Raw genomic sequence first — 26,352 nt, 5'->3', positions numbered from 1 at the left:
TCTCGATGCGCTACGGCGCCGTCACGGCCGTCGACAATGTCAGCTTCACGGTCGAGGCCGGCAAGCTGGTGACGCTGCTCGGCCCCTCCGGCTGCGGCAAGACCACGACCTTGCGCATGATCGCCGGCCTCGAGATCGCCAGCGAAGGCCAGATCCTGATCGGCGGGCAGGACGTCACGAGGCTGTCGGCGGCCGATCGCGACGTCAGCATGGTTTTCCAGTCCTATGCGCTGTTCCCGCATATGAGCGTGCTGGAGAACGCGGCCTATGGCCCGACCGTCAAGGGGCTGGGCAAGGAGCGTGCCCGCGAGATGGCGCTGGAGAAGCTCGCGCTGGTCGGGCTGAAGGGCTTCGAGAACCGCTATCCTTCGGAGCTCTCAGGCGGCCAGCAGCAGCGCGTCGCCGTGGCGCGCGCCCTCGTGCTGGAGCCGCAGGTCCTGCTCTTCGACGAGCCGCTGTCCAATCTCGACGCGAAACTCCGCCGCCGCGTCCGCGAGGAGATCCGCGAACTCCAGCAGAACCTGAACCTCACCGTCGCCTATGTTACCCATGACCAGGAGGAGGCGCTTGCCGTTTCCGACAAGATCATCGTGATGTCGAACGCCAAGATCGCGCAGCAGGGGGCGCCGCGCGCGCTCTATGAGGAGCCGGCGAACGCCTTCGTCGCTGACTTCATCGGCGACGCCAACCTGATCGACGTCACGGTCGAGGCCGTGGCCGATGGCCGCGCCGATGTCGCGATCGGCCCCGCCCGGGTTTCGCTGCCGGCGCGCGGGCTGGCGCCCGGCCCGGCAAAGGTCGCGATACGTCCCGAGAGCCTGCTGCTGTTGGAGGCCGGGGGCTCAGCCTCCCTGCCCGGAACGGTCCGCAAATGCGCCTATCTCGGCAACCATCTCGACATCATGATCGAGACACCCGTCGGCGAGCTTTTCGTCATCCAGTACGGCCACCGCGCCATGTTGGAGCCTGGCACCGCCGTCAATCTCGGCTTTGCCGGATCGGGCGTGACGTTGATTCCGCCGGCTTGAGCCGGAACAGCCGCATTTCGCCGCAGAAATCCGCAGAACTTGCCGCAAAATCAGCATCTTTTGCAGGCAGAAGTGATAAGTTGGCTAATGAAAAAGCGACGATTTGGGGGTACGGTGCCACCCTGATCCGAAGAAAGCCCCAGCAGCGATGAACACGAGCGACAGCGCGACCCTGATCCTGATCCATCTCGCGGGCGGTGTAGCGCTGCTGATCTGGGCGGTCCGGCTGGTTCGGACCGGGGCGATGCGGGCCTTCGGCTCGTCCCTGCGCAAGGCGCTCCAGGCCTTTACCAAGAACCGCTTCGCAGCTTTCGGCAGTGGCGCGGCGGTCACCATGGTGCTGCAGAGCTCGACCGCGACGACCCTGCTGGTCTCCTCCTTCGCCGGGCAGAACCTGATCGCGCCCGCCATGGCGCTCGCCGTGCTGCTCGGCGCCAATTTCGGCACCTCGCTCGCGGCGTTCCTCATCTCGCTCGATCTCGGCTGGCTCTGGGGGCTGTGCCTGGCGATCGGCGTCGCGCTCTATCTCTCGAACGAGGCGATGGACCGTGCGCGCAATATCGGCCGCGTCATGGTCGGCATCGGCCTGATCCTGCTGTCCCTGATCGAGCTGAACGCGGCCGCAGCCCCGCTGGCCCGGTCCGATACCTTCCGGGTGCTGCTTGGCGCCATCGCCAGCGAGCCGCTGCTCGCCGTGCTCGTCGCCGTCGCCGCGACCTGGCTGACCCATTCCAGCATCGCCGTGATCCTGCTGATCGCGACCTTCGCCGCCTCCGGCCTGTTCCCACCATCCACGGCGCTTACGCTCGTGATCGGCGCCAATCTCGGCAATGCGCTGATCCCGGTGCTGGACCAGCTCGGCTCGCCGGCCGGCCAGCGCCGCGCCGCTGTCGGCAACCTGCTGACCCGGCTCTTGCTGGCGCTCGCAGTGCTGCCCTTTGTCGGCCCGCTATCGGCCTGGCTGATGGCGATGCCCTCGGCCGATGCCCGCCTCGCCATCGAGTTCCACGTCGCGCTGAACCTGATCGGCGCACTGATCTTCCTGCCCTTCGTCGGGCCGGTCTCGAAGCTGGTCGAGCGCTTCATGCCGGGCAAGGACGCGACCGCCGAGGCGGTGGCGCCGCGCTATCTCGACCCGAACGCCCTCGACAGCCCGACCGAGGCGCTGGCCGGCGCCATGCGCGAGGCGCTGCGGCTGGGCGACCGTGTCGAGGTGATGCTGCGCGACACCATGACCCTTCTGGAGAAGGACGAGCTCAAGCTCTCCCGCGCCATCGCCCAGGCCGATGACGGCGTCGACACCATCCACGAGTCGATCAAGCTCTATCTGGTCAAGGTCTCGCGCAACGAGCTGAGCGAGGAGGAGAGCCGTCGGCTCTTCGAGATCATCACGCTGATCACCAATCTCGAGCATATCGGCGACATCATCGACAAGAACCTGCGCGAGCTGGCCGAAAAGAAGATCCGCAAGCGCTACAGCTTCTCGCCGGAGGGGCTGGCCGAGATCCGCGAGTTCCACCACAAGGTCGCGGCGGCGCTGGCACTCGCGCTCAACGTCTTCGCCACGCGGGATCTTGCCTTGGCGCGCCAGCTCTTTTCGGACAAGGCGGTGATCCGCGACGCCGAGCGCCGGGCGGCGGAGAGCCATTTCCAGAGGCTGCGCAGCGGCCGGCCGGAATCGATCGAGACCAGCGCCATCCATCTCGACATCATCCGCGATCTCAAGCGGATACACGGCCATATCGCCTCGATCGGCTATCCGATCCTGGAGAGTGCGAATGCCCTGCGCGAGAGCCGGTTGATGGAGACCAAGGAGGCGCGGGCGCGTCAGGAGCGCGAGATGCTCATACCGGCGCCGCAATCCGGGCACTGAGCGCGGCGCGGTCGAGCCCTTCGGCTGAGAGATTGCGGATCGCGCTGCGCAGTTCCGGCTCGTCGACGAGATCGGCGGCGTCAGCCAGCTTGAACCACTGGCTGCGGCGCTCGTCCTTCTCAGCCCAGCTGTCGAGTTGGCGCTCGACCTCAAGCAGATAGAGCGTGACCTCGCACAGGACGAAATGGTCGGCCATCCGCTTCCAGTAGCTGTAGCTCCCTGCCGGAGTGTCGCTGACGCGGCCGACAACGCCGGCTTCCTCGAAGGCCTCGATGGCGGCGGCCTCGGCGTCCTTGCGATCCTTCATCCGCCAGCCCTTCGGGACGATCCAGCGGCGGGTCGTGCGCGAGGTCACGAGCAGGATTTCGGGCGAGCCGTCCACCCCGAGGCGAACGGGCATCGCAGCGATCTGCGCCCGTGTCCGCCCCCCCTTCTTGCCCGCCTTCTTCATCCGCTTCGGAACCCACCCCCTCTCGTCGCATGATTCGATTCATGCGAACGGAACAAACATTGCAGAATATGGGGAGGGTGGCCAGAAAATTCCAGATGCGCTGACGCTAAATCTGTCGAATTCTGGAATGAGCGTTGGTGGACGTTGCGTCACCGCAGGCTGCGCGCGAATGGCGTTGACAGAGCATGACGGCGCGGCCGCTGGAGAGGGCCTGCGACGCCGGTGTTTCGGTGCTCAGGCCTTCAGAGGCTCCACGCCGCACCATTCGGCGACGAACAGCGCCATGGAGCCGGTGATCCGCTTCAGCGAGGCCAGGCTGACGCGCTCGTCGAAGGCATGGATGTTCTCGCCCATCGGGCCGTAGCAGAGCGCCGGGATCTTGTCGTAGAGCGCATGCACGCGGGTATCGAGATACGCCGCTGTCATGAAGCTCTTCAGCGGCTTGCCGAGCGCGGCCTCATGCGCGCGGCCGAGCACGGCTTCCGCTTCGCTGCCGGGTTCCAGCACATAGCCCTCGGCCCAGAAGCCGTTGAACGTCACCTTGGGCGGGTTGTTGGCGAGGAAGGCGTCGCTTCGCGAGGCGGTGCGGATGCAGTCCTCGATGCGCTGGGCGATCTCCTTGGCCGTCACGCCCGGATAGAGCCCGACGCGGCAATCGACCCGGCACCAGCACGGCACCGAGGAGGCCCAGTCGCCGCCCTCGATCTTGCCGATGTTCAGGTTGATCGGATGCTCCTGGTCCTCGAAATGTTCGCGGCCGGCCTTCTCGGCGTTGAACTCCTCCTCGAGCTTGCGCAGCGCCGCGATGACGCGATAGGCAGCGTCGATGGCGTTGGCGCCTGTGCCCATCTCGCGGACATGTGCCGGCACGCCCCGCACCTCGAACTGGAACCAGATCACGCCGGCATTGGCCCGTGCCAGCATCTCGTATTCCGGCTCGGGAATCAGCGCCGCCTCGGCGCGATAGCCGCGCAGATGCGTCATCACCGCGCCGTTTCCGGTCGATTCCTCCTCGACCACCGATTCCAGATAGAGCGTCGCCGCCGGCTGCAGGCCGATCCTCTTCAGCGCGTCGAGGCAGGCGAAATTGGCGCCGGCCCCGGCCTTCATGTCGGCGCCGCCACGGCCGTAGAGCCAGTCGCCGTCGATGACGGGATCGAAGGGCGGATAGGTCCACTGGTCGGCCGGTCCGGTCGGCACCACGTCGACATGCGCCTGCAGGATCAGCGAGCGACCCTTCTCCTCGCGGGGATGGTGGATGCCGACGACGATTGGCGCGTCGGAGTGGAATTCGGAGAACGGCCCGCCGCCGGGATGGGCCTTGATCGCCGCCTCGTCCATCTTGAAGCGATCGATGGTGAAGCCGCGCTCCTTCATCGCCCGGTAGACGAAGTCCTGGCAGGCATGCTCCTCGCCGCGTAGCGAGGGAAAGCGGATCAGCTCCTGCGTGAAGGCGACTTGTTCGGCGAAGCCGGCCTCGACGGAGGCGAGGATCTTGTCGCGAAGGGCGGGGTCGAGCGGCATGGTCGGGTCTCCTGGGGCATCGGTAGCGTCATGGTCGGGCCTGACCCGACCATCTTGAAAACCAGTGTCTGCTCGTCACGGGATTCTCGGGTCTTCGCTCCGCTCCGCCCGAGAATGACGATCGCTCACGTCCCGAAACGCCCGCCACCCGGCACCGCCGCGAGCAATTGCTGCGTATAGGCGTGCTGCGGATTGGCGAAGAGCGCGGCCGTTGGGCCGGCCTCGACGATCCGGCCACGCTGCATCACCGCGATCTTGTCGCAGATCTGGGCGGCGACGCGCAGGTCGTGCGTCACGAACAGGATGGCGAGGCCGAGCCGCTGCTGGACGTCCTTGATCAGCGTCAGGATCTGCGCCTGCACGGAGACGTCGAGCGCCGAGACGGCCTCGTCGGCCACCAGCACGTCGGGTTCGAGCGCCAGTGCCCGCGCGATGCCGACGCGCTGGCGCTGGCCGCCCGAGAACTCATGCGGGTAGCGGTCGATCGCGTTCGCGGAGAGGCCGACTAGCTCAAGCAGTTCGCGCGCCTTGGCGAGAGCGTCCTTGCGCGCCACGCCATGCGCCACCGGCCCGTCCGAGATGATGCGGCCGACAGTCTGGCGCGGATTGAGCGAGGCGAAGGGATCCTGGAACACCATCTGGATGCGCTTGCGCTGGGCGCGCAGGGCCGCGGGCTTGAGCTCGCTGAGCACGAGATCGCCCGAGCGCTCGCCGCTCAGCGTGATGCGCCCGGAATCGGGCTCGATCAATCGCAGGCAGCAGCGCCCGACAGTGGATTTCCCCGAGCCGGATTCGCCGACGAGGCCGAGCGTCTCGCCGCGGACCAGCGAGAAGGAGACATCGTCGGCCGCCTTCACCTCGCGCGCCACGCCGAAGAGCGTCCGCTTGCGATAGACCTTGCCGAGCTTTTCCACCTTGAGCACGGGCCTGCTGTCCGGCAAGGCCGGCCGCTCCGGCGGGGTCAGCGAGGGCACGGCGGCGAGCAGCTTTTGCGTATAGGCGTGGCGCGGTGCACCGAGCACCTGGTCGGCGGTGCCTTCCTCGACCAGCACGCCCTTTTCCAGCACCGCGATCCGGTCGGCGATCTCTGCGACGACGCCCATGTCATGGGTGATGAAGAGCACCGCCGTGCCGTGCTTGTGGCGCAGATTGTCGATGAGCTTCAGGATCTGCGCCTGCGTGGTGACGTCCAGCGCCGTCGTCGGCTCGTCGGCGATCAGGAGCTTGGGCTCGAGCGCGAGCGCCATCGCGATCATCACGCGCTGGCGCTGGCCGCCGGAAAGCTCGTGCGGATAGGCCTTGGCGAGGCGCGGCGGATCGGGCAGGCCGACCTCGGTCAGGAGGTCGACCGCGCGCCTGTAGCGCTCGGATTTGCCGAAGAGCCCATGCGCCTCGAAGGTCTCGACGATCTGGTCCGCGACCCGCATCACCGGATTGAGCGATGTCATCGGTTCCTGGAAGATCATGCCGACCTCGCGGCCGCGCACATCCTGCATCGCATCCTCGTCGAGGGCGAGCAGGTCCCGCCCCGCGAGGCGAATGGCGCCGCCGGCCGGCTTCACCGCCTTCGGCAGCAGCCCCATCACCGCATGCGCGATCATCGACTTGCCCGAGCCGGATTCGCCGACGATGCAGAGCGTCTCGCCTGACGCGATCGTGAGCGTGACGTTTTCGACTGCATGGGCGCGGTCTGCCATCGCCGGCAGGGCCAGCGTCAGCGTCTCGATCGCGAGCACGGGCATGGTTTTGGTGGGAGCCTCGCTCATTCGCGCCCCCTCGCCAGGCGCGGGTTCAGCGCGTCGTTGAGGCCCTCGCCCGCCAGATTGAGGGCGAGCACGGTCAGGAAGATCGCGAGCCCCGGGAAGAAGGAGATCCACCAGGCGTCGAGCAGGCGGGTGCGCCCGGCGCCGACCATATAGCCCCAGCTCATCAGGTTCGGGTCGCCGAGGCCGAGGAAGGAGAGCGAGGATTCGAGCAGGATCGCCGAGCCGATCATCAGCGAGCCCATCACGATGATGGGTGCGATGGTGTTCGGCAGGACCTGGCTGAAGATGATCCGCGGCGTCGACTGGCCGATCGTCACCGCCGCCTGGACATATTCCCGCGTTCGCAGCGAGAGCACCTCGCCGCGCACCAGCCGCGCGATCGGCGGCCAGGAGACGACGCCGATGGCGAGCACGATCGAGCCCAGCTGCGGCTGCAGGATCGCGACCAGCACGATCGCCAGCGCGAAGGAGGGGATCGTCTGGAAGAACTCGGTGAAGCGCATGAGCGCGTCGTCGACGAAGCCACCGGCATAGCCGGCGATGGCGCCGAGCGGCACGCCGATCAGCAGGGCGACCAGCGTCGAGACCACGCCGATCATCAGCGAGACCCGCGCGCCATGGACGAGCCCTGCCGCGAGATTGCGGCCGAGCGTGTCGGTGCCGAGCGGGAAGCGCTCGATCGTGAAGGGCGCGAGGAAGGGGCGCCCGACCGGCCGCCAGGGCGATTGCGGGAACAGCGTCGGCGCCAGCAGCGCGAAGACGACGACCGCGAGCAGGATGACGAGGCCGAGCACGGCACCGCGATTGCGGCAGAAGCGTTTGAGGAAGTTCATGCCCCGGCCTCGATGCGCGGATCGGCGATCCGGTAGATCAGATCGGTGAGGATGTTGAAGCCCACCACCATCGCCGAAGAGACGAAGAACACGCCGAGCAGCACCGAATAGTCGCGCTGCACCAGCGCATCGAACATCAGCCGCCCGATGCCGGGCCAGGCGAAGACGGTCTCGGTCAGCACGGCGCCGCCGACGAGCTGGCCCGCCTGCAGGCCGGCCAGCGTCACCACCGGGAGGATCGCGTTGCGGGCGACGTGCCGGCGCCATACCCGGGGCGGCGAGACACCCTTGGCACGCGCCGTCTTGACGAAGTCCGCCCCCGCGACCTCGAGCATCGAGGCCCGCATCATTCGCGCATAGAGCGCGGTGAAGAACAGGCCGAGCGTCAGCGCCGGCAGGACGAGGTGGCGGCCGATGTCTAGCGCGCGGGCGAGGCCGGTATAGTTCGCACCGATAGTCTCGTAGCCGACATTCGGCACGATCCCAAGCTTCAGCGCGAAGACGATCTGGCTCATCAGCGCCACCCAGAACAGCGGCGTCGCATAGAAAATCAGGGCGAGCGCGGTGATCAGGCTGTCCGACCATTTGCCCGCCCGCCGCGCCGCGAGCGCGCCCATCGCCGTGCCGAGCACCAGCGAGATCAGGAAGGCGGCGCCCGTCAGCAGCAGCGTCGCGGGCAGCCGGTCCAGCACCAGGGCGAGCACGGGCTGCTGCTGCCGGTAGCTGAAGCCGAGATCCAGCGTCATGTAGCCCTTGAGATAGATCCAGAGCTGGGTCAGCAGCGGCTCGTTCAGCCCGAAGCGCTCGCGCAACTGCTCGAGCAGCACCGCATCCGCCGCGCCGGCCTCGCCCGCCAGCACCTGCGCCGGGTCGCCCGGCGCAGCGCGGATCAGGAAAAAGTTCAGCACGGCGATGGCGAGGAGCGTGAGCACGCCCTTCGCCAGCCGGCCGGAGAGGAATTGAAGCAGATTCATGAAGTCAGCATCCGGAAAGACGGGCTCTGCCCGTCATGCTCGCCCCTTGTGGCGAGCATCCACGTCTTGAACACAAAACGCGACCAGCGAAGACGAGGATGGTCGGGACAAGCCCGACCATGACGAAACGCATATGGCCGCCCGGCAAGGGGCCGCCCGGTCAATCCTTCGTCGCGTCCCGGAAGCCGTCGTTCACGCCGATCGCGGTGGTGACGAGGTTCTTGATGTTGCAGCGATAGATCGTCGGGAACTCCATCTCGAGCAGCCAGAGCACCGGCAGGTCCTCGGCCAGGACCTGCTGGACCTTGGTGTAGAGCTCCTGGCGCGCGGCGTCGTTCGGCGCGACCGCGGCGTCGGCGAAGAGCTTGTCGACCTCCGGGTTCACATAGGCGCCCTGGTTGCCGAAGGGATTGCCCTTGACGATGTTGGTCGAGATGTAGTTGCGCGCCACGCCGATCGCGGGGTCGCCGAGCTGGTAGAGGAAGTTGAAGGTCAGGTCGAAATCGCCGTTCGAGGCCTTCTGCGTCCAGCCCGGCACGTCGGTGGTCTCGATCGAGACGTTGACGCCGGCATCCGCGAAGTTCTGCTTGATCGACTCGGCCCAGCGGCTCCAGACCTCGCCATAGGGCAGGGCCAGGATCTTGAGCGGCTCGCCCTTGTAGCCCGACGCCTTGATCAGTTCCTTGGCCTTGGCGACGTCGTAGGTGTATTTCGGCACGTCGGCCGAGTAGAACTTGGTCTTCGACGAGATCGGGCCGGTCGGCAGCTTGCCGAGCCCATCCCAGACCACGTCCTTCCCGAATTCGCGGTCGATCGCGTACATCAGGCCCTGGCGGAACTGCTTGTTCGCGAGCGGGCCGCCCTTGGCGATGTTGACCGTCAGCCAGGCATGGGGCGCGAACATCTCCCAGCCCTTGGTGGTCATGCAGCTGTTCGGCAGCTTGGCCAGGCGCTGCACGTCGTAGACGTCGACCGAGCCGCCTGTCAGCACGTCGACCTTGCCGGTCTCGTAGGCGACGGCGCGCGCGGCGGCGTCGGGGATGATCTGCCAGTAGATCTCGTCGAGCGCCGGCTTGCCCTTGGCCCAGTAGTCCTCGTTCTTCACGAGGTGGATATAGGCGCCCTTCTTCCACTCCTTGAGCTTGAAGGGCCCGGTGCCGATCGGCGTGTTGTTGGCCGGGTTGGCGCGGTAATCCGTGCCGTCATAGATGTGCTTCGGGATCATTGGCGCGGAGGCGACCTCCTGCGTCGTGATCATCGGGCCGAAGGGCTGCTTCAGCGTGATCCTGACGGTGAGGTCGTCGACCTTCTCGATCTTCTCGACCTGGGCGCTGACCACCGGGCGCCAGCGCGGATGCACCTCGCGGTGGAACTTGTCGAGGCTGAACACCACGTCGTCGGCGGTGAAGGGCTTGCCGTCATGCCACTTCACGCCCTCCTGCAACTTGAAGGTGTAGACCTTCGCGTCGGGCGAGATCTCCCAGCTCTTGGCCAGCGAGGGCTGCGGCTGCAGCTTCTCGTCATAGCGCAGAAGCGACTCGTAGATGTTGCCGGCGACCATGTTGGTCGGGCCGTTCTGGTTGAGGCCCTGCATCAGCATCGGAGGTTCGGGCTGGACGACGACATGGACGGTGCCGCCCGTTTTCGGCGCCTGCGCCGAGACGGAAAGCGGTGCAAAGCCGAGCGCGGCCAGGCCGAGCGCACAGATGGCCGTCGTCCGGGCGAGGCGCCGGCGGATCGTTGAAGTCATCGTCATTCTCCCTCGTAGTCGTCTGGCCGGCGTGCCCCCTCAGGCTTCGCCGCCCGGCGAATAGATCACAGCTTGGCGCCGCCGCACAGGCCATAGCCGTTGCGGGGAGGCTGCCGTGCAACGGCGAGTTCGCAGCGGCCAGTCCGAAGCGGCAAAGTTCGCGACCGCAAGTTTCGGGCCATACGGCCGCGTCGTTGTCATGGCCTCACGCAGATGGTGCGGGGCAATGCCTGCCGCAGGATAGGAACGAAGCGCCCGGCCGGTCCAATAGGCTGTGGCTATGTCAAGGATAGGCAGCGCAGGCGCAGATGCGGTGACCGCAATCGGCATGGCAATCCCGAGGCCTCATCCTGAGAGGCTCACTCGAAAAAAGCGACGGATCTCAAGATTCTGCGAGTGCCTGTCCTCATCCCTCGCCGTCATTCCGGGAAAGCCGCACCAGCGGCGCCGATGCGGAATGGCGGCGAGGATGATCTCGAGACGGCTGCTCAGAGCTTCTTGCCGTCCTTGTCGAACTGCTTGAGGAAGGCGGTCAGGTCCTGGATCTCCTTCTCGTTCTTGATCCCGGCGAAGACCATCTTGGTGCCCGGGATCTTCGCGCGGGGGTCCTTGATGTATTCGGCGAAGACGGCCTCATCCCAGGTGATGCCGGAGTTCTTGTTGGCGGCCGAATAGCTGTAGCCCTCGACGGCGCCGGAATGGCGGCCGAACAGCCCGTTCAGCTGCGGGCCGACCAGGTTCTTCGCGGTTTCGCCGATCTGGTGGCAGGCGCGGCACTTGTTCCAGGAGCGTTCGCCGGCGGCGATGTCCTGTGCGGCTGCCGGCAGCGGGGCGATCAGGACTGCCAGGAGCGCGATGCGGGCAATGGTCTTCATGGGATGTCCTTGCTGCTGCGTGGACCGGACGGCACGCCGGTGAGCTTCGACCTGGAATAATCCAAAGTAAAGCCACCGTGCCTATACGCCAATTCGACGCGGTGCCCCCGCCGCGGTCAGCCGAGCCGGCCGATCCAGTCGGCGATGGTGGAGGTGAAGGCGTCCGGCCGCGAGGCCGGGAAGAGATGGCCGCCGCTGTCGAGCATCGTCTTGCCGCAACCCGGCAGGGCGGCCGCGAGTTCCTCCTGCAGGAAGGCCGGCACGACCATGTCGTCGCGCGCGCCCAGCACCAGCACCGGCATGGTGAGCTCGGCCGCCCCGGCCGAGCCGTCGAAGGCAAGCAGCGCATCGATGCGCTCGCGCATCACCCCCTGCGCCTCGGCCGTGGCCGGCGCGGCGGCGAGCGCCGCCTCGTAGACATGCCAGTTCGCCTCGATCCAGGCCGGCGGATAGGTGCAGAGCACGGAGGTCGCGGCATAGGCTTCCGGGTGGGTGCCGAGGATGGCGCGGCGGGCGCCGAAATAGCCGGCCATGTAGTGGCTCGGCTTCAGCCAGCTCCCGCTCAGGATCAGCCCGTCGATGCGCCGCGGTGCCTGCCTGGCCAGGGATTGCGCGATGCAGCCCCCGGTCGAATGGCCCAGCACGACGGCGCTGTCGATGCGCGCCTTGTCGAGCACGGCAAGGCAGTCGCGTGCGAGTTCGTCGATGGTGCAGGCCGCCGCGCCGCGCGTGCTCGGTGCGATGCCGCGCTGGTCGAAGCGGATGACCCGGAAGGATCGCGCCAGCGTCGCGGCGGTGCTTTCCCAGAAGGCGGCGGTGCCGCTGAGGCCGGTGACGAGCAGCAGGGGGCGCCCCTTGCCTTGCGTGACGGCCCGCAGGATGGCGCCGTCCGCGAGAGGCACCTCGAAACTCGCCGGACCGGGAAGGTCGTTTTCGTCTTGGGCCATGGAAGGGCTCCCTGTACGGCGCATGCGCTGCGCTTGTCGCGACTTGCCGGCCGTGGCCCGCACGGGCCTGCCGGAACCGCGGAAGATGACGCAGCCGGCCCGCCGCCGCCATGCTCGCGATGGCGGGGGCGAGACGCAATTGGCGCAGGGCTGGCGGCGTGCGGCCGGTTGTCGCGCTTTCGCCATTATTCCTGCATTCCCGGGGCCGGTGGCTCGGAACGCGACGCGGTTTGACCTTTGGTTATCCGTCGAAGGGATGATGCGCGGGCTGCCTGACGTTACAGAGGAGGCGCGGCGGCTTTTGCCGGTTCCGGGAGGGTATTCCCGGTTCCGCGTGCGATCCGGAGCCAGGCCGTCACCGCCGCGAGCAGCGACGCGCCCGCGATATGCGCAGCCTCCAGCGGCAGGAACAGCGCGATGCCGGCGGCGAAGAGGAGGCAGCGCTTCGGAAGGTTGAGCCGGGCGATGTAGTAGCCCTCGATCGCCGCGTTGAGCGCCAGCACGCCGAGCGCCGCCGCGCCGGCGGCGAGCACGATCTCCCAGCCCGTGCCGATCAGCAGCAGTGCCGGCTGGTACATGAAGACGAAGGGCAGGATGAAGGCGACCATCGCGATCCGGCAGGCGACCAGCGCTATGGACACCGGATTGGCCTTGGCGATCGAGGCTGCGGCGAAGGCCGCGACCGCGACCGGTGGCGTGATCGCCGACATCGAGGCGATGTAGACGATGAAGAGATGCGCCGGCAGCACTTCGAGGCCGAGCGTGATCAGGGCCGGCGCCGCCAGCACCGCCGAGAGAGCGTAGACCGCGGCCGTCGGCATGCCCATGCCGAGCACGATGATCACGAATGCCGCGACGATGATGGTCAGCAGCGGGCTGCCGCCGGCCATGTGGAACAGGCCGGAGCTGATCTTGCCGGTCAGGTCGGTCATCGAGAGCGTGCCGACGACGAGGCCGGCGATGGCGCAGGCGACGCCGACGCCGATCATGCCGCGCATGCCGTCGCTCAGTCCGAAGAAGATCGTGCGCAGCAGCTGGCGCGGGCTGCGGTCGCGCCAGAGCGCCGCCGGCAGCAGCGCGGCGACGGCGATGGCGCCGGCGAAGGCGGGCCGGTTCAGGCTCAGCACGCCCCAGACCAGCAGGCCGATCGGCACGAGATAGGCCCAGTTGCGCTGCAGGATCGCGAGGAGCGACGGCGGCGGCGCCTCGGACATCGGCTTCATGCCGTCGCGATGCGCCTTGAAATGCACGGCGAGGAAAACCGACTGGTAGAACAGCAGCGCAGGCAGCAGCGCGGCCAGCGCGATCGTTGCATAGGGGATGCCGGTGAAGTCGGTCATCAGGAAGGCGGCCGAGCCCATGATCGGCGGCAGCAGCCCGCCGCCGGCCGACGCCGCGGATTCGATCGCTCCCGCATGGGTGCGGCTCATCCCGGTCTTGATCATCAGCGGGATGCTGAACGAGCCGGTGGTGACGACGTCTGCGGTGGGCGAGCCCGAGATCGAGCCGTAGAGCCCGGTCGAGACGACGGCGACCTTGCTCGCGCCACCGACCTGCCGGCCGACCATACTGTTGGCGACGTCGTAGAAGAAATCGGCCCCGCCGACCCGGTCGAGCAGCGAGCCGAAGACCACGAAGACGAAGACGAGGAAGGCCGCGACCTCGAGCGCCGGGCCGAACAGGCCGTTGGTCGAGAAGACGAGATGGTCGACGATCTCCTGCGCGCTGAAGCCGCGATGCGCGAAGGAGCCGCCGAGCCGGTCGCCGAAGACGGCATAGGCCAGGAAGCCCGTCACCAGCACGACCAGGATCATGCCTATGCAGCGCCGCGTCGCCTCCATCACCAGCGCGACAAGCACGATGGAAGCAGCGATGTCGGCTCCCGACAGCTCGTCGATCATCGGCAGCCGCAATTCGTGCACGGGCTGCATGACGACGAAATAGCCGCAGGCGATAAGCGACAGCGCCGCGAGCCCTAAGGCCGGCCAGGATCGCCCGGTCGGGCGCGCCGGGTTGCCGGTCGTGGTCAGGAAGGCGAGCGCCAGCACGGCGCCGAGGAAGAGAAACAGCGCGATCTCGCGCTTGACGTACCAGCCGAAGGCGATCGCCAGCAGCAGCAGGCCCGTCGCGACGCCGATGCCATGGACGGTCCATTGCTCGGCGGCGCCGAGCTTGCGCGGCTGGCCGGTTGCCAGGAGCTTCAGCAGGAAGCGCATCGCATCACTTCAGCACGCCGGCCTGCCGATAGGCGGCTTCGGCGCCGGGATGGAGCTTGAGCGGTGCGACAGTGGCGAGGTCGGTCGGCTCCAGCCGCGCCGGCGTCGCATGGGCCTGCTTGAGATAGTCGAAATGCCTGAGCATGCCGGTGACGATCGCGGCCGCATCCGCGTCCTTCATCTCGGCGGCGGCGAAGAGCACGACGCTGCCGGTGATCGTCGGAACGGCCTGCGGCTGGAAGGGATAGGTCGCGGCCGGGATCGTGATCGGCGCCGTCCCGAGCTGGCTGCCGAGCCTCGCCGCGACCTCCGGCCCGATGCCGAGCATCCTGACCTTCATCTCGCGGGTCGCGCTGCTGATCTGGCCCGAGGGGAAGGCGAGCATGTTGATGATGATGTCGACCTGGCCGTTCTTCATCATCTCGAGACCGGCATTGTAATCGACATGGTGGATGCGCCCGCCCCAGCCCTCGATGTCCCTGGCCGTAATGCCATAGGCCCGGAACACCTCCTCGCCGGTCACTGCCATCAGCGTGCCGCGCTGGTTGAGCGCGATGCGCACCGGCTTTTTCGCGGCGAGGATGCCATTGAGGCTCTCGATGCCGGAATCCTCGCGCACCAGGATCTGGACGGCCGCCTGCGGGTCGATCAGCGCCAGCGCCCGCAGATTGCCGACCGGCGCCCTGAACGGGTCCTCGCCGGCCTGCGCCCGCTTGATCAGCTGCGCATGGGCGATGCCGAGTTCGACCTTGCCCTGCGAGACCAGCAGGATGTTGGCGGCCTCACGGCCGGGTTCGTAGCTGAAGGCCGCGCCCGGCGCCTCGCGCCGGATCGTTTCTCCGATGGCGTTGCCGATGGCGCTCCAGGCGCCGCCGACCGAGCCGCCGGTCAGGGTGATCTTCCGGGTCGCCTGCGCGGCGGCTAGGCCCGCCGCGAGCATGAAAGCCGCCGCCGCCATCGACGCGATAGCCAGTCTCTTCATGGATTCCTCCCGGCGCGGCGCGCCTGACGCCCCGGCCTAGCTGCATGCCGCCATGAGGTTCAACCCGCCTGCCGGTCTGCATGTCCTGCGCCGGGCGAGGGGAGGCTCGTTGGTGTGCATATGGCTTGTCAATGCCGGGACCCGCCGGTGCCGGCGCAGCGATACCCGAAAGGCGTGGATTCGAACCTCCCGACGCTCAGTCACTTCGCCGTCCGCAGCGTCGGCCGGTTTGTATGCAAACAGTCATGAAAATCAGCCATTCAAGCCTTTCGCTCTCGTGCTATTCGCTCCGGGCGACGCCCGCGCCAGGGCGGAGCGTTTCAGAGGCTGAAGCCAAGGGCTGAGCGAATGTACGACCGCTTCTCCACCGAGCGACTGATCGATCTCTGGTTGCGTGAGGACATCGGCGCCTGCGACCTCACCGTCCAGCTGATGATTGAACCCGGCGAGACCGGCGCCTTTCGCATGAACGCCCGCGAGCCGCTGGTGCTGGCCGGAATCGAGGTCGCCGCCGCCGTCTTCCGCCGCTACGAGCCGGCCCTGTCGATCAGGCTGGAGGCGGCCGATGGCGAGCGCGTCTCGAAGGGCGCGACGCTGCTGCATGTCGAGGGGCCGGCGGGCGGCATCCTCACCGCCGAGCGCACGGCGCTCAACATCGTCCAGCGCCTCTCCGCGATCGCGACCGAGACGGCGCGCTATGTCGACATCATCGCCGGGACCCGGGCGCGGTTGCTCGACACCCGCAAGACGACGCCGGGCCTGCGCATGCTCGAGAAGCATGCCGTCGCCTGCGGCGGCGGCCTCAACCATCGCCTCGGCCTCGATAACGGCGTGATGATCAAGGATAACCACATCGCCGTCTGCGGCGGCATCGCCCAGGCGGTCGAGCGCGCCCGCCGCCGGCTGCCGGTGCTGACGAAAATCGAGGTCGAATGCGACCGGCTGGAACAGGTGCGCGAGGCCGTCGCGGCCGGGGCCGACGTGATCATGCTCGACAACATGCCGATCCCGGAGATGAAAGAGGCGGTCGCGTATATCGCCGGCCGGGCCAAGCTCGAAGCCTCCGGCGGCATCCGCCTTGAGACCATACGAGCCGTTGCGGAGACCGGCGTGGACTATATCTCGACCAGCAAGATCACCCAGTCGGCCCCTGCGGTCGATATCGGCCTCGACGAGGCCTGAAGCGATCTTGCAGACCATGCGGCCAGGTATCCTCTTCATCGTCGTCGGCCCCAGCGGCGCCGGCAAGGACACGCTGATGGACGGCGCCCGCAAGGCGCTGGCCGATAGCGGCCGCTTCGCCTTCGCGCGGCGCTTGATCACCCGCCCGGCCGATGCCGGCGGCGAGGATCACGAGGCGATCGGCGAGGTGGAGTTCGCGGCCCTGCAGGCGGCGGGCGGGCTACTCGCATCGTGGAACGCGCATGGCCTGCATTATGGCCTGCGTGCCTCGCTGCGCGACGAGCTCCTGCGCGGCCGGCACATCGTCGCCAACGGCTCGCGCGGCGTGCTGAAGGCGCTGGCCGGCGCAGTGCCGCGGCTGATCATCATCAACGTCACGGCCTCGCCCGAGGTGCTGGCGCGGCGGCTCGCCTCGCGCGGCCGGGAGACGCCGGAGGACATCGCGGCCCGCCTCGCACGCCGGACGCCGGACCTGCCTGATGGGATCGAAACGCTGGTCGTCGAGAACAACGGTGCGGTCGAGGAGGGCGTCGAGCACTTCCTCGCCGCGATCGATGCGGCGACGCGGCGCCTCACGCTCAAGCCCGTCCCGATCGATGCTTGGCGCGACAACATCGCCTATCTGCCTGGTGACAGCATCCTCGGCGTCGCGGATTTCGACGGGCCGGGCAAGGTCGATGTCGCCGGGCGGCTCGCGGGGGAGGGGCAACCTCGCAGCATCCGCGCGCGGATCAATGTCGTCGATTCCGGCTGGCTGCTGGAACCCGGCGAGATTGGCCTGTCGCGTGAGGCCTTCGCGGAACTCGGCTTGCCGGCTGGCAGCGAGATCGAGCTGACGCGGACGCCGCCGCAGCACAGCCGCGACGCGCTGCGGGCGAAGATCCAGGGCCGCGAACTCGGCCGCAACGACTATGCCACGCTGCTGCGCGACATCGCCGAGGGCCGCTATCCCGACAGCGAGATCGCCGCTTTTCTCGTCGCCGCCACCCGCTCGCTCAGCGATGCCGAGGTCGGTGCGCTGGCGCGCGTCCGCGCCTCGTTCTCGACGCCCCTGCGCTGGGACGAGCCGATCGTCGTCGACAAGCATTCGATGGGCGGCATCCCCGGCAGTCGCATCACGCTGATCGTCGCGCCCATTGTCGCCGCCCATGGCCTCGCCATGCCGAAGACCTCCTCGCGCGCCATCACCTCGGCCGCCGGAACGGCCGATGCGATGGAGGTGCTGGCGCGGGTCGATCTCACCGCGGACGAGGTTCGCCGCACTGTCGAGCAGGCACGCGCCTGCATCGCCTGGAACGGCCGGCTCAACCATTCCGCGGTCGACGACGTGATGAACGCGATCACCCGGCCGCTCGGCATCGACTCGAACCGCTGGTCGGTGGCCTCGATCATCTCGAAGAAGCTCACCGCCGGCGCGACCCATGTCGCGGTCGACCTGCCCTATGGCCCGCGGGCCAAGCTGCGCAGCCGGGAGGAGGCCGAGGAACTCGGCCGGCTGTTCGAGACGGTCGGCCGCGATGTCGGCCTGCATGTCGAGGCCGTCGCGACCTGCGGCGCGGCCCCGATCGGGCGCGGCATCGGCCCGGCGCTCGAGGTCCGCGACGTGCTCCGCGTGCTGGAAGGCGATGCCGAGGCGCCGCCCGACCTGCGCGAGAAGGCGCTCGACTTCGCCGGGCGCATCCTGTCCTGGGACCCTGCGGTCGGGACGCTGGCGCACAGCCGTGCGCGGGCCGCGGCGCTGTTGTCCTCGGGTGCGGCGCGCGCCGCACTGGACCGGATCGTGACGGCGCAGGGCCGCCGCGACCCGATGCCGAAGCCGGCCGCGTTGATGCATCCGGTCAGGGCCCCGCGCCCGGGGCGGATCGGCGAGATCGACGGCTGGCGCATCGGCGGCATCGCGCGCCGCGCCGGCGCCCCCTTCGACAAGGGCGCCGGCATCGACCTGCTGCGCCGCGTCGGCGACGAGGTCGCGGCCGGCGAGGCGCTCTTCGTGATCCACGCCTCGGCGGCGCCGGACCTCGAGGCTGCAGTCGCGATGGCAGCCGCCGATGACGGGTTCGTGCTCGGCTGAGCGACCCGCCCGGCCTCAGGGTCTCGGCATCTTGAGCGGGTCGATCGAGATCGCGCGCTTCAGCGTCCTGAGCCCGAAATTGGTGCGCGTCTGCCGGATGCCGCGGATGCGGTGGAGCGTCTCGCGCAGGAAGCGCTCGTAATGCGCCGTGCCGCTGACCACGACCTTGATCAGGTAGTCGTATTCGCCGGTGACCAGATGGGCCTCGACGATCTCGGGGATACGCGTCAGCGCCTCGCCGAACTGGTCGAGGATCTTGTCGTCATGCTTGTCGAGCGTGATCTCGACGAATACGATGTTGTCGTAGCCCAGCACCTTGTGGTCGAGCACCGCGACATATTTCTCGATTGCGCCGCTCTCCTCCAGCCGCTTGACCCGCGTCCAGCAGGGCGAGGGCGAGAGCCCGACCTTCTCGGCCAGCGCGTTCGTGGTCAGCCGGCCGTCCTCCTGCAGCGCGGAGAGAATCCGTAGATCGGTCTGATCCGGCTCGTCCGATCGCCTGTTGCGCGGTATCACGGAAAATCATCCTGTCTTGATGCGATAACGCAGAATCTATTTCCGCGAATGGTTCGTCGCGCAACCATTTTCGAGAAGAACTGTTGTCCCGAGCCGGGCTAGCCTGCCGGCAAGCGGGTGGAAAGCTCCGCGACAGGATACGGCTTGCCGTCCGCGACGGACGGCGGAATGCTGCGATGGATAGGGATGGAGCGCGATCATGACGTCTGAAACCCGTCTTCGCTTTCACGTGCCGGAGCCGGCGAGCCGGCCGGGCGACCGGCCGGACTTCTCCAATGTCGTGATCCCGAAGGCCGGCTCCGTCGCCCGCCCGCCGGTCGATGTCGATCCGAAAGAGATCCGCGATCTCGCCTATTCGATCATCCGCGTGCTGAACCGCGAGGGCGAGGCCGTCGGCCCCTGGGTCCCGGATCTCTCCAAGGAGGACCTGATCCGGGGGCTGCGCCACATGATGACGCTGCGCTCCTTCGACGCCCGCATGCAGATGGCCCAGCGTCAGGGCAAGACCTCGTTCTACATGCAGCACACCGGTGAGGAGGCGGTGAGCTGCGCCTTCCGGATCGCGCTCGAGCCCGGCGACATGAACTTCCCGACCTATCGCCAGGCCGGGCTCTTGATCGCCGACGACTATCCGCTCGTCGACATGATGTGCCAGATCTATTCCAACGAGCGCGACCCGCTGAAGGGTCGCCAGCTCCCGGTGATGTATTCCTCGAAGCAGCACGGCTTCTTCTCGATCTCCGGCAATCTCGCGACGCAGTTCGTCCAGGCCGTCGGCTGGGCCATGGCCTCGGCGATCAAGCAGGACACGCGCATCGCCGCCGCCTGGGTCGGCGACGGCTCGACGGCTGAATCGGATTTCCACGCTGCGCTCGTCTTCGCCTCGACCTACAAGGCCCCCGTGGTGCTGAACGTCGTCAACAACCAGTGGGCGATCTCGACCTTCCAAGGCATCGCGCGGGGCGGCTCCGGCACCTTCGCGGCGCGCGGGCTCGGCTTCGGCATCCCGGCGCTCAGGGTCGACGGCAACGACTACCTCGCGACCTATGCGGTGGCGCAATGGGCGATCGAGCGCGCCCGCCGCAATCTGGGTCCCACACTGATCGAATACGTTACCTACCGCGCCGGCGCGCACTCGACCTCGGACGACCCTTCCGCCTACCGCCCCAAGCACGAATCCGACGGCTGGCCGCTGGGCGACCCGCTGCACCGTCTGAAGGAACACCTCATTGCCATCGGCGCGTGGACCGAGGAGCGCCACAAGCAGGCCGAGGCCGAGGTCATGGCGACCGTCATCGCGGCCCAGAAGGAGGCCGAGAGCTTCGGCACGCTGCATGCCGGCGGCAAGCCCTCGGCCCGCGACATGTTCGAGGGCGTCTATGCCGAGCTGCCGCCGCATCTGCGCCGCCAGCGCCAGCAGCTTGGAGTCTGATCCATGCCGCGCATGACGATGATCGAGGCCATCCGCTCCGCCATGGACGTCTCGATGGGCCGGGACGAGAATGTCGTGGTCTTCGGCGAGGATGTCGGCTTCTTCGGCGGCGTCTTCCGCTGCACCCACGGCCTCCAGCAGAAATATGGCGTGACGCGCTGCTTCGACGCCCCGATCAGCGAGGCCGGCATCGTCGGCACGGCGATCGGCATGGCGGCCTATGGCTTGCGGCCCTGCATCGAGATCCAGTTCGCCGACTACATGTATCCGGCCTATGACCAGATCGTCTCCGAAGCCGCGCGGCTGCGCTATCGCTCGAACGGCGACTTCACCTGCCCGATCGTGATCCGCATGCCGACCGGCGGCGGCATCTTCGGCGGCCAGACCCACAGCCAGAGCCCGGAAGCCCTCTTCACCCATGTCTCCGGCCTGAAGACGGTGGTGCCGTCCAACCCCTACGACGCCAAGGGCCTGCTGATCGCCGCGATCGAGGACCCGGACCCGGTGATCTTCCTCGAGCCGAAGCGGCTCTATAACGGCCCCTTCGACGGCCATCACGACCGGCCGGTGACGCCCTGGTCGAAGCATGAGCTCGGCGAGGTGCCCGAGGGCCATTTTGCCCTGCCGCTCGGCAAGGCGGCGATCCGCCGCGAGGGATCGGCCTGCACCATCGTCACCTACGGCACCATGGTGCATGTCGCGGAGGCCGTGGCGCAGGAGACCGGCATCGATGCGGAGGTGATCGACCTGCGCAGCCTGGTGCCGCTGGATCTCGACACGATCACCGCCTCCGTCGCCAAGACCGGCCGCTGCATGGTGCTGCACGAGGCGACGCTGACCTCCGGCTTCGGCGCGGAGCTGGCCGCGCTGGTGCAGGAGACCTGCTTCTACCATCTCGAGGCGCCGGTCCGGCGCGTGGCGGGCTGGGACACGCCCTATCCGCATGCCCAGGAATGGGCCTATTTCCCCGGCCCGGCCCGCGTCGGCCGGGCGCTTGCCGAGATCGTGGAGAGCCGCTGATGGCCGAGCGCATCATCAAGCTTCCCGATGTCGGCGAAGGCATCGCCGAGGCCGAGCTGGTCGAGTGGCACGTCAAGGTCGGCGACATCATCCGCGAGGACGACCTGCTCGCCGCCGTGATGACCGACAAGGCAACCGTCGAGATTCCGGCACCCGTCGATGGCGAGGTCACCTGGATCGGTGCCGAGATCGGCGACACGGTCGCGATCGGCTCGGCGCTGGTGAAGCTGAAGGTCGCGGGCGAGGGAGCAGCCGCGGAGGTGGCAGAAGAGCCGGAGCCGGGCGAGGCTACAGGGAGCGACGCCCCTGAAGCTGCCGCAGAGCCGGTCAAACCCGTCGCAAAACCAACCGCCGAGGCCGATAATTCCGAACCGCCGCGCGCCATGACGGTGCCGAAGCCGGTTCGGGCGATCGCGGCTGCGACCCCGCAAGCTCTGGCCGCACCGCGTCGCGCGCCGGGCGACAAGCCGCTGGCCTCGCCGGCGGTGCGCCTCAGGGCGCGCGAGGCCGGCATCGACCTGCGCCAGGCCGCCGGCACAGGCCCGGCCGGGCGCATCCTGCACGAGGATCTCGATGCCTTCCTGCTGCGCGGTCCGGAGCCCGGCCATGCGCCGGGCCTCAGCCAGAAGAGCGCCGTCACCGAGGTCAAGATCGTCGGCCTCCGGCGCAGGATCGCCGAGAAGATGGCGCTGTCCAAGGCGCGCATTCCGCATATCACCATCGTCGAGGAGGTGAACGTCTCCCCGCTCGAGGATCTGCGTGCGACGCTGAACCGGAAGCCTACAGCCGAGCGGCCGAAGCTGACGCTGCTGCCCTTCCTGATGCGCGCCATGGTCAAGGCGCTGGCCGAGCAGCCGAACCTCAACGCGCTTTATGACGACGAGGCCGGCATCGTCCGCCAGCATGCCGGCATCCATCTCGGCATCGCAACGCAGACGCCGGGCGGGCTGATGGTGCCCGTGGTGAAGCATGCCGAGGCGCGCGACATCTTCGGCTGCGCGCTGGAACTCAACCGCATCGCCGAGCGCGCCCGCGACGGCATCGCGACCCGCGACGAGCTGACCGGCTCGACCATCACCATCACTTCGCTGGGCGCGCTCGGCGGCATCGCCACGACGCCGGTGATCAACCACCCCGAGGTCGCCATCGTCGGCGTCAACAAGATGGTGGTGCGCCCGGTCTGGGACGGCACGACCTTCGTGCCGCGCAAGATGATGAACCTCTCCTCCAGCTTCGACCATCGCGTCGTCGACGGCTGGGATGCGGCCGTCTTCGTGCAGCGCCTCAAGGAGCTGCTGGAGAACCCGGCGACGCTGTTCATCGATGGGTGAGGTGATGGAGCTTCTTGTCCTGCAATCCGCTCCCCGTCATTGCGAGCGTCAGCGAAGCAATGACGGGGCGGCAGGGCTCTACGGCCTTCTGGATTGCTTCGCTTCGCTCGCAATGACGGGTGGAGCATCGAACTACGACGGCAGCAGGCACCGGAGAACCCGCCCATGACCGAGATCACCTGCAAGCTGCTCGTCATCGGCGCCGGGCCCGGCGGCTATGTCTGCGCCATCCGCGCCGGGCAGCTCGGCATCGACACCGTCATCGTCGAGGGCGGCAAGCTCGGGGGCACCTGCCTGAATGTCGGCTGCATCCCCTCCAAGGCGATGATCCATGTCGCCGAGGAGTTCGAGAAGGCATCCCATGCCGCCGCCGGCAAGACGCCCTTCGGACTGACGGCCGGTACGCCGGCGCTCGATTTCGGCAAGGCCGTGGCCTGGAAGGACGGCATCGTCCAGCGCCTCAACAATGGCGTCGGCGCTCTGCTGCGCAAGGCCAAGGTCAAGATCGTCAATGGCCGCGCCCGCTTCCGCGACGGCAAGACCGTGGTCGTCGAGACCGAGACCGGACCGCGGGTGATCCGGGCCGAGCGGATCGTGATCGCCACCGGCTCGGTGCCGGTCGAACTGCCTTTCCTGCCCTTCGGCGGCAATGTGATCTCCTCGACGGAAGCGCTCGCGCTCGCAGAGGTGCCGAAGAAGCTCGCCGTGGTCGGCGGCGGTTATATCGGGCTCGAACTCGGCATCGCCTTCGCCAAGCTCGGCAGCCAGGTCACGGTGGTGGAGGCGCAATCGCGCATCCTGCCGCTCTACGATGCCGAGCTGACCGCACCCGTCGCCAAGCGGCTGACGGCGCTCGGCGTCGACGTCCTGCTCGGTGCCAAGGCACGCGGCCTCGCGCCCAAGGGCGATGCCCTGCTGATCGAGACGGCCGAGGGCCAGGAGCGCCGCATCGCTGCCGACAGGATCCTCGTCACGGTCGGGCGCGCGCCTGCCACGGCCGGGCTCGGCCTTGAGGAGCTGGTGCTCGACATGGACGGCCGCTTCATCCGCATCGGCGAGCGCTGCGAGACCTCGATGCGCGGCATCCACGCCATCGGTGACGTCACCGGCGAGCCGATGCTGGCGCATCGCGCCATGGCGCAAGGCGAGATGGTGGCGGAGATCGCCGCCGGGCTGCCGCGCGCCTGGGACAAGCGCGGCATCCCGGCGATCTGCTTCACCGATCCCGAGATCGTCTCGGTCGGCCTCTCGCCGGAGGAGGCGCGCCGCACCGGCCAGGAGATCAAGGTCGGGCAGTTCCCCTTCGCCGCCAATGGCCGCGCCATGACCAAGGACGGCGAGCAAGGCTTCGTGCGCATCGTCGCGCAGGCGCAGACGCAGCTCGTCCTCGGCATCCAGGCGGTCGGTTCGGGCGTCTCCGAGCTCTCGACGGCCTTCGGCCTCGCCATCGAGATGGGCGCGACGCTGGAGGATGTCGCCGGCACGATCCACGCCCATCCGACGCTGGGCGAGGGCTTCCAGGAGGCGGCGCTCAAGGCGCTCGGGCACGCCATCCATATCTGAGCGGATTGTCGCAGGTGCGCCGCTTGCATGCATACAATGTTGACATTGTCTTTTATGACTCCCATGTGAAAGCGCGTGCCGCAACGGCGCGCTTTCGGGAGATCGTGATGTCCGGCGAGCAATGGCCGCCCCTGTCGCCGCTGAAGACCGGCCTGCGCGGCCGCTGCCCGCGCTGCGGCGAGGGCAAGCTGTTCGACGGCTTCCTGAAGCTGCGACCCTCCTGCGAAGCATGTGGCCTCGACTACTCCTTCGCAGACCCGGCGGACGGCCCGGCCTTCTTCGTGATGATGTTCGTCTGCGTGCCGGCGGCCGCTTTCCCGCTCTGGATGGAACTGACCTATGACCCGCCGACCTGGGTGCATTTCGTCACCACGCTGCCGCTGATCCTGCTGACCTGCATCCCGCCGCTGCAGCCCCTGAAGGGCTGGCTGGTGGCCGCGCAGTTCTTCCACAAGGCCGAGGAGGGCAGGCTGGCCAAGCCGAAACCCCGGGAGACGCCGGAAGGCTGAGCCTCCCCGTCATCACCTCACTTGCGTGAGTTGATGACGGCTAAGCCGTCAGACGGCCTGCGGCGCAGGAGCCCGCTCATGGCCAATGATCGCTGCCAGCGTCTTCAGCGCGTCGCCTAGCCGCGCCCGGTCGGGCACGCCGCCAAGCGAGATGCGCACTGCATCGGGCGATGCCCCGCCGGCGCTGAACGTATCCGACGGCGTCACGCCCAGCCCCTCGGCGCGGGCTGCCTCGATCAGCCGGTGGCGATCCCAATGCGCCGGCAAGGGCTGCCAGATATGCAGCCCGTTCGGATGGCTCCGGCCGGATGCCGGCAGGATACTGCGCGCCAGCGCCTGCCGAGCGGCCGCCTCCCGGCGCACGCCGTCGAGCAGGTCGGCGGCGGCGCCGATCCTGATCCAATGCGTCGCCAGCGCCGTCATTAGCGGGGCCGGCATCAGCGCGATCGCGCGCAGCGCCTCGATCAGCACATCGGGGCTGCCACCCTCGGGAGCGACAACGAAAGCGGTACGCAGCCCAGGCGTCAGCGCCTTCGAAAGCGTCGCCACATGCCAGCTCCGTTCCGGGGCCAGCGCCGCGATCGCCGGCGGGGCGTCGCCCGCGAGCAGGCTGTAGGGATCGTCCTCGATGATGGTCAGGTCCAGCGCCCGCGCCACCCGCACAATTTCGCGCCGGCGCGCTTCCGGCATGGTGGTCGCGGTCGGGTTCTGGATCGTCGGCGTCAGGCAGAGCAGCCTCGCGCCATGGGTACGCGCCGCATCCGCGAGTGCATCGGGGCGCAAGCCCTCCTCGTCGCCCGCGACCGGCACGGGCTTCAGGCCCCGAAGCCGCGCCGCGGAGAGCAAGCCGGGATAGGTCAGCGCCTCGCAGAGCAGCGCATCGCCCGGCCGAGACAAGGCGCTCAGCAGCGCGACCAGCGCTGTCTGGGCACCCGGCGCGACGAGGAACCGCCCGGGATCGAAGCGCCCCAGCACGGGGGCGAGCCAGGTGCAGCCCGCCGCCCGGTCGGCGAGCGCGCCCGGGCCGACATGATAGGTCATCAGCAGGTCGGCGCTGGAACGCGCCAGCACCTCGGCGATCCCCCGCTGCATCAGTTCCGTCAGCCGCACACCCTTGGGCGCCGGCGGGATGTTCATGCTGAGATCGACGGGCGGCCCGGAGGCCTCGGGGCGTGAGGCGATGAAGGAGCCGCGCCCGGTCACGGCGTCGATCAGGTTGCGCTGGCGTGCCTCGGCATAGGCGCGGGTGATCGTCGTCAGGTCGAGGTCGAGCAGTTCCGCCAGCCGGCGCTGCGGCGGCAGCCGGTCGCCCGGGCGCAGCGTCCCTGCCGCGACAGCCTCGGTGATGCGGTCGGCGATCTGGAGATAGCGCGGTCCGGCCAGAGGATCGAGGCGCCCGATCCAGCCCGCAACAGCCTCGTCCTGCGCCATTTCCGGTGCTCCAGCGCCACAGCCATACAAAGCGCTATATTGTCTGGATCAGGGCGGCAGGCAAGCCGGTCGGGGAGG

21 protein-coding genes are annotated in these 26,352 nt (G+C 68.2%); 9 read left to right on the top strand and 12 right to left on the bottom strand.

Going from position 1 to position 26,352, the window contains the following annotated elements; all coding sequences use genetic code 11:
• The first annotated feature begins 5 nt into the window (after window positions 1-5).
• Both ASE63_RS13775 and ASE63_RS13770 read left to right on the top strand, forming a co-directional pair.
• Window positions 6-1,028, top strand: coding sequence for an ABC transporter ATP-binding protein (locus tag ASE63_RS13775; protein ID WP_056801973.1), 1,023 nt, complete (start codon window positions 6-8; stop codon window positions 1,026-1,028).
• 148 nt (window positions 1,029-1,176) lie between these two features.
• Complete coding sequence (locus tag ASE63_RS13770) at window positions 1,177-2,901, top strand: Na/Pi cotransporter family protein (protein ID WP_056801945.1); 1,725 nt, start codon at window positions 1,177-1,179, stop codon at window positions 2,899-2,901.
• Here ASE63_RS13770 and ASE63_RS13765 read toward each other — a convergent pair.
• The 10 genes from ASE63_RS13765 to ASE63_RS13720 all read right to left on the bottom strand — a co-directional run bounded on the left by ASE63_RS13765 (window position 2,873) and on the right by ASE63_RS13720 (window position 15,219).
• Window positions 2,873-3,301: an NUDIX hydrolase gene (locus ASE63_RS13765; RefSeq protein ID WP_244491404.1), complete on the bottom strand. Its 429-nt coding sequence runs from the start codon at window positions 3,299-3,301 to the stop codon at window positions 2,873-2,875. The two genes, ASE63_RS13770 and ASE63_RS13765, sit on opposite strands and share 29 nt — an antisense overlap.
• 285 nt (window positions 3,302-3,586) lie before the next feature.
• A complete protein-coding gene (locus tag ASE63_RS13760) occupies window positions 3,587-4,876 on the bottom strand; it encodes an ArgE/DapE family deacylase (RefSeq protein ID WP_056801943.1) in 1,290 nt (429 codons plus the stop codon).
• 125 nt (window positions 4,877-5,001) lie between these two features.
• The gene (locus ASE63_RS13755; protein WP_056801941.1) at window positions 5,002-6,642 is read right to left on the bottom strand and encodes an ABC transporter ATP-binding protein; all 1,641 of its coding nucleotides are present in this window, start codon (window positions 6,640-6,642) and stop codon (window positions 5,002-5,004) included.
• Complete coding sequence (locus ASE63_RS13750) at window positions 6,639-7,475, bottom strand: ABC transporter permease (protein ID WP_056801940.1); 837 nt, start codon at window positions 7,473-7,475, stop codon at window positions 6,639-6,641. Before ASE63_RS13750 ends, ASE63_RS13755 begins: the two co-directional genes overlap by 4 nt.
• Window positions 7,472-8,443 (bottom strand): ABC transporter permease, encoded by a 972-nt coding sequence (locus tag ASE63_RS13745; protein ID WP_200962565.1) that lies wholly within the window; start codon window positions 8,441-8,443, stop codon window positions 7,472-7,474. The genes ASE63_RS13750 and ASE63_RS13745 overlap by 4 nt, the downstream gene beginning before the upstream one ends.
• 166 nt (window positions 8,444-8,609) lie before the next feature.
• Window positions 8,610-10,199: an ABC transporter substrate-binding protein gene (locus ASE63_RS13740; RefSeq protein WP_056801937.1), complete on the bottom strand. Its 1,590-nt coding sequence runs from the start codon at window positions 10,197-10,199 to the stop codon at window positions 8,610-8,612.
• Between the two features lie 488 nt (window positions 10,200-10,687).
• Window positions 10,688-11,074, bottom strand: coding sequence for a cytochrome c family protein (locus tag ASE63_RS13735; RefSeq protein WP_056801936.1), 387 nt, complete (start codon window positions 11,072-11,074; stop codon window positions 10,688-10,690).
• A gap of 116 nt (window positions 11,075-11,190) precedes the next feature.
• Entirely contained in the window at window positions 11,191-12,021 is an 831-nt protein-coding gene (locus tag ASE63_RS13730; protein ID WP_056801935.1) for an alpha/beta fold hydrolase, read from the bottom strand.
• Window positions 12,022-12,299: 278 nt separating this feature from the next.
• The gene (locus ASE63_RS13725) at window positions 12,300-14,237 is read right to left on the bottom strand and encodes a TRAP transporter fused permease subunit (RefSeq protein ID WP_056801932.1); all 1,938 of its coding nucleotides are present in this window, start codon (window positions 14,235-14,237) and stop codon (window positions 12,300-12,302) included.
• Window positions 14,238-14,241: 4 nt separating this feature from the next.
• Window positions 14,242-15,219, bottom strand: coding sequence for a TAXI family TRAP transporter solute-binding subunit (locus ASE63_RS13720; protein ID WP_082609928.1), 978 nt, complete (start codon window positions 15,217-15,219; stop codon window positions 14,242-14,244).
• A 348-nt stretch (window positions 15,220-15,567) separates the two neighbouring features.
• On the opposite strand from ASE63_RS13720, the gene nadC reads away from it, so the two are divergent.
• Together nadC and phnN are read left to right on the top strand one after the other, a co-directional pair.
• Entirely contained in the window at window positions 15,568-16,401 is an 834-nt protein-coding gene (nadC, locus tag ASE63_RS13715) for a carboxylating nicotinate-nucleotide diphosphorylase (RefSeq protein ID WP_056801928.1), read from the top strand.
• A 16-nt stretch (window positions 16,402-16,417) separates the two neighbouring features.
• Complete coding sequence (phnN, locus tag ASE63_RS13710) at window positions 16,418-18,472, top strand: phosphonate metabolism protein/1,5-bisphosphokinase (PRPP-forming) PhnN (protein ID WP_056801926.1); 2,055 nt, start codon at window positions 16,418-16,420, stop codon at window positions 18,470-18,472.
• A 15-nt stretch (window positions 18,473-18,487) separates the two neighbouring features.
• Here phnN and ASE63_RS13705 read toward each other — a convergent pair whose 3' ends face one another.
• Window positions 18,488-18,988, bottom strand: a complete 501-nt coding sequence (locus tag ASE63_RS13705) for an Lrp/AsnC family transcriptional regulator (protein WP_156410344.1) — start codon at window positions 18,986-18,988, stop codon at window positions 18,488-18,490.
• 199 nt (window positions 18,989-19,187) lie between these two features.
• Between ASE63_RS13705 and ASE63_RS13700 the strand changes: the two genes are divergently transcribed.
• The 5 genes from ASE63_RS13700 (at window position 19,188) to ASE63_RS13680 (ending at window position 24,843) form a co-directional block, all read left to right on the top strand.
• The gene (locus ASE63_RS13700) at window positions 19,188-20,420 is read left to right on the top strand and encodes a 3-methyl-2-oxobutanoate dehydrogenase (2-methylpropanoyl-transferring) subunit alpha (RefSeq protein ID WP_056801924.1); all 1,233 of its coding nucleotides are present in this window, start codon (window positions 19,188-19,190) and stop codon (window positions 20,418-20,420) included.
• A gap of 3 nt (window positions 20,421-20,423) precedes the next feature.
• Window positions 20,424-21,440, top strand: a complete 1,017-nt coding sequence (locus ASE63_RS13695; RefSeq protein ID WP_056801922.1) for an alpha-ketoacid dehydrogenase subunit beta — start codon at window positions 20,424-20,426, stop codon at window positions 21,438-21,440.
• Window positions 21,440-22,771: a dihydrolipoamide acetyltransferase family protein gene (locus tag ASE63_RS13690; RefSeq protein WP_056801920.1), complete on the top strand. Its 1,332-nt coding sequence runs from the start codon at window positions 21,440-21,442 to the stop codon at window positions 22,769-22,771. Before ASE63_RS13695 ends, ASE63_RS13690 begins: the two co-directional genes overlap by 1 nt.
• Window positions 22,772-22,936: 165 nt before the next feature.
• Window positions 22,937-24,334: a dihydrolipoyl dehydrogenase gene (gene lpdA, locus ASE63_RS13685; RefSeq protein WP_056801910.1), complete on the top strand. Its 1,398-nt coding sequence runs from the start codon at window positions 22,937-22,939 to the stop codon at window positions 24,332-24,334.
• 107 nt (window positions 24,335-24,441) lie between these two features.
• Window positions 24,442-24,843: a DUF983 domain-containing protein gene (locus ASE63_RS13680; RefSeq protein ID WP_056801969.1), complete on the top strand. Its 402-nt coding sequence runs from the start codon at window positions 24,442-24,444 to the stop codon at window positions 24,841-24,843.
• A gap of 48 nt (window positions 24,844-24,891) precedes the next feature.
• On the opposite strand, the gene ASE63_RS13675 is transcribed toward ASE63_RS13680, so the two are convergent.
• Window positions 24,892-26,274: a PLP-dependent aminotransferase family protein gene (locus ASE63_RS13675; protein ID WP_056801908.1), complete on the bottom strand. Its 1,383-nt coding sequence runs from the start codon at window positions 26,272-26,274 to the stop codon at window positions 24,892-24,894.
• Window positions 26,275-26,352: the final 78 nt, after the last annotated feature.

The sequence above is a fragment of the Allobosea sp. Root381 genome (assembly GCF_001429395.1).
GTDB lineage: Bacteria > Pseudomonadota > Alphaproteobacteria > Rhizobiales > Beijerinckiaceae > Allobosea.
This window is presented reverse-complemented; position numbering and strand designations above follow the sequence as displayed.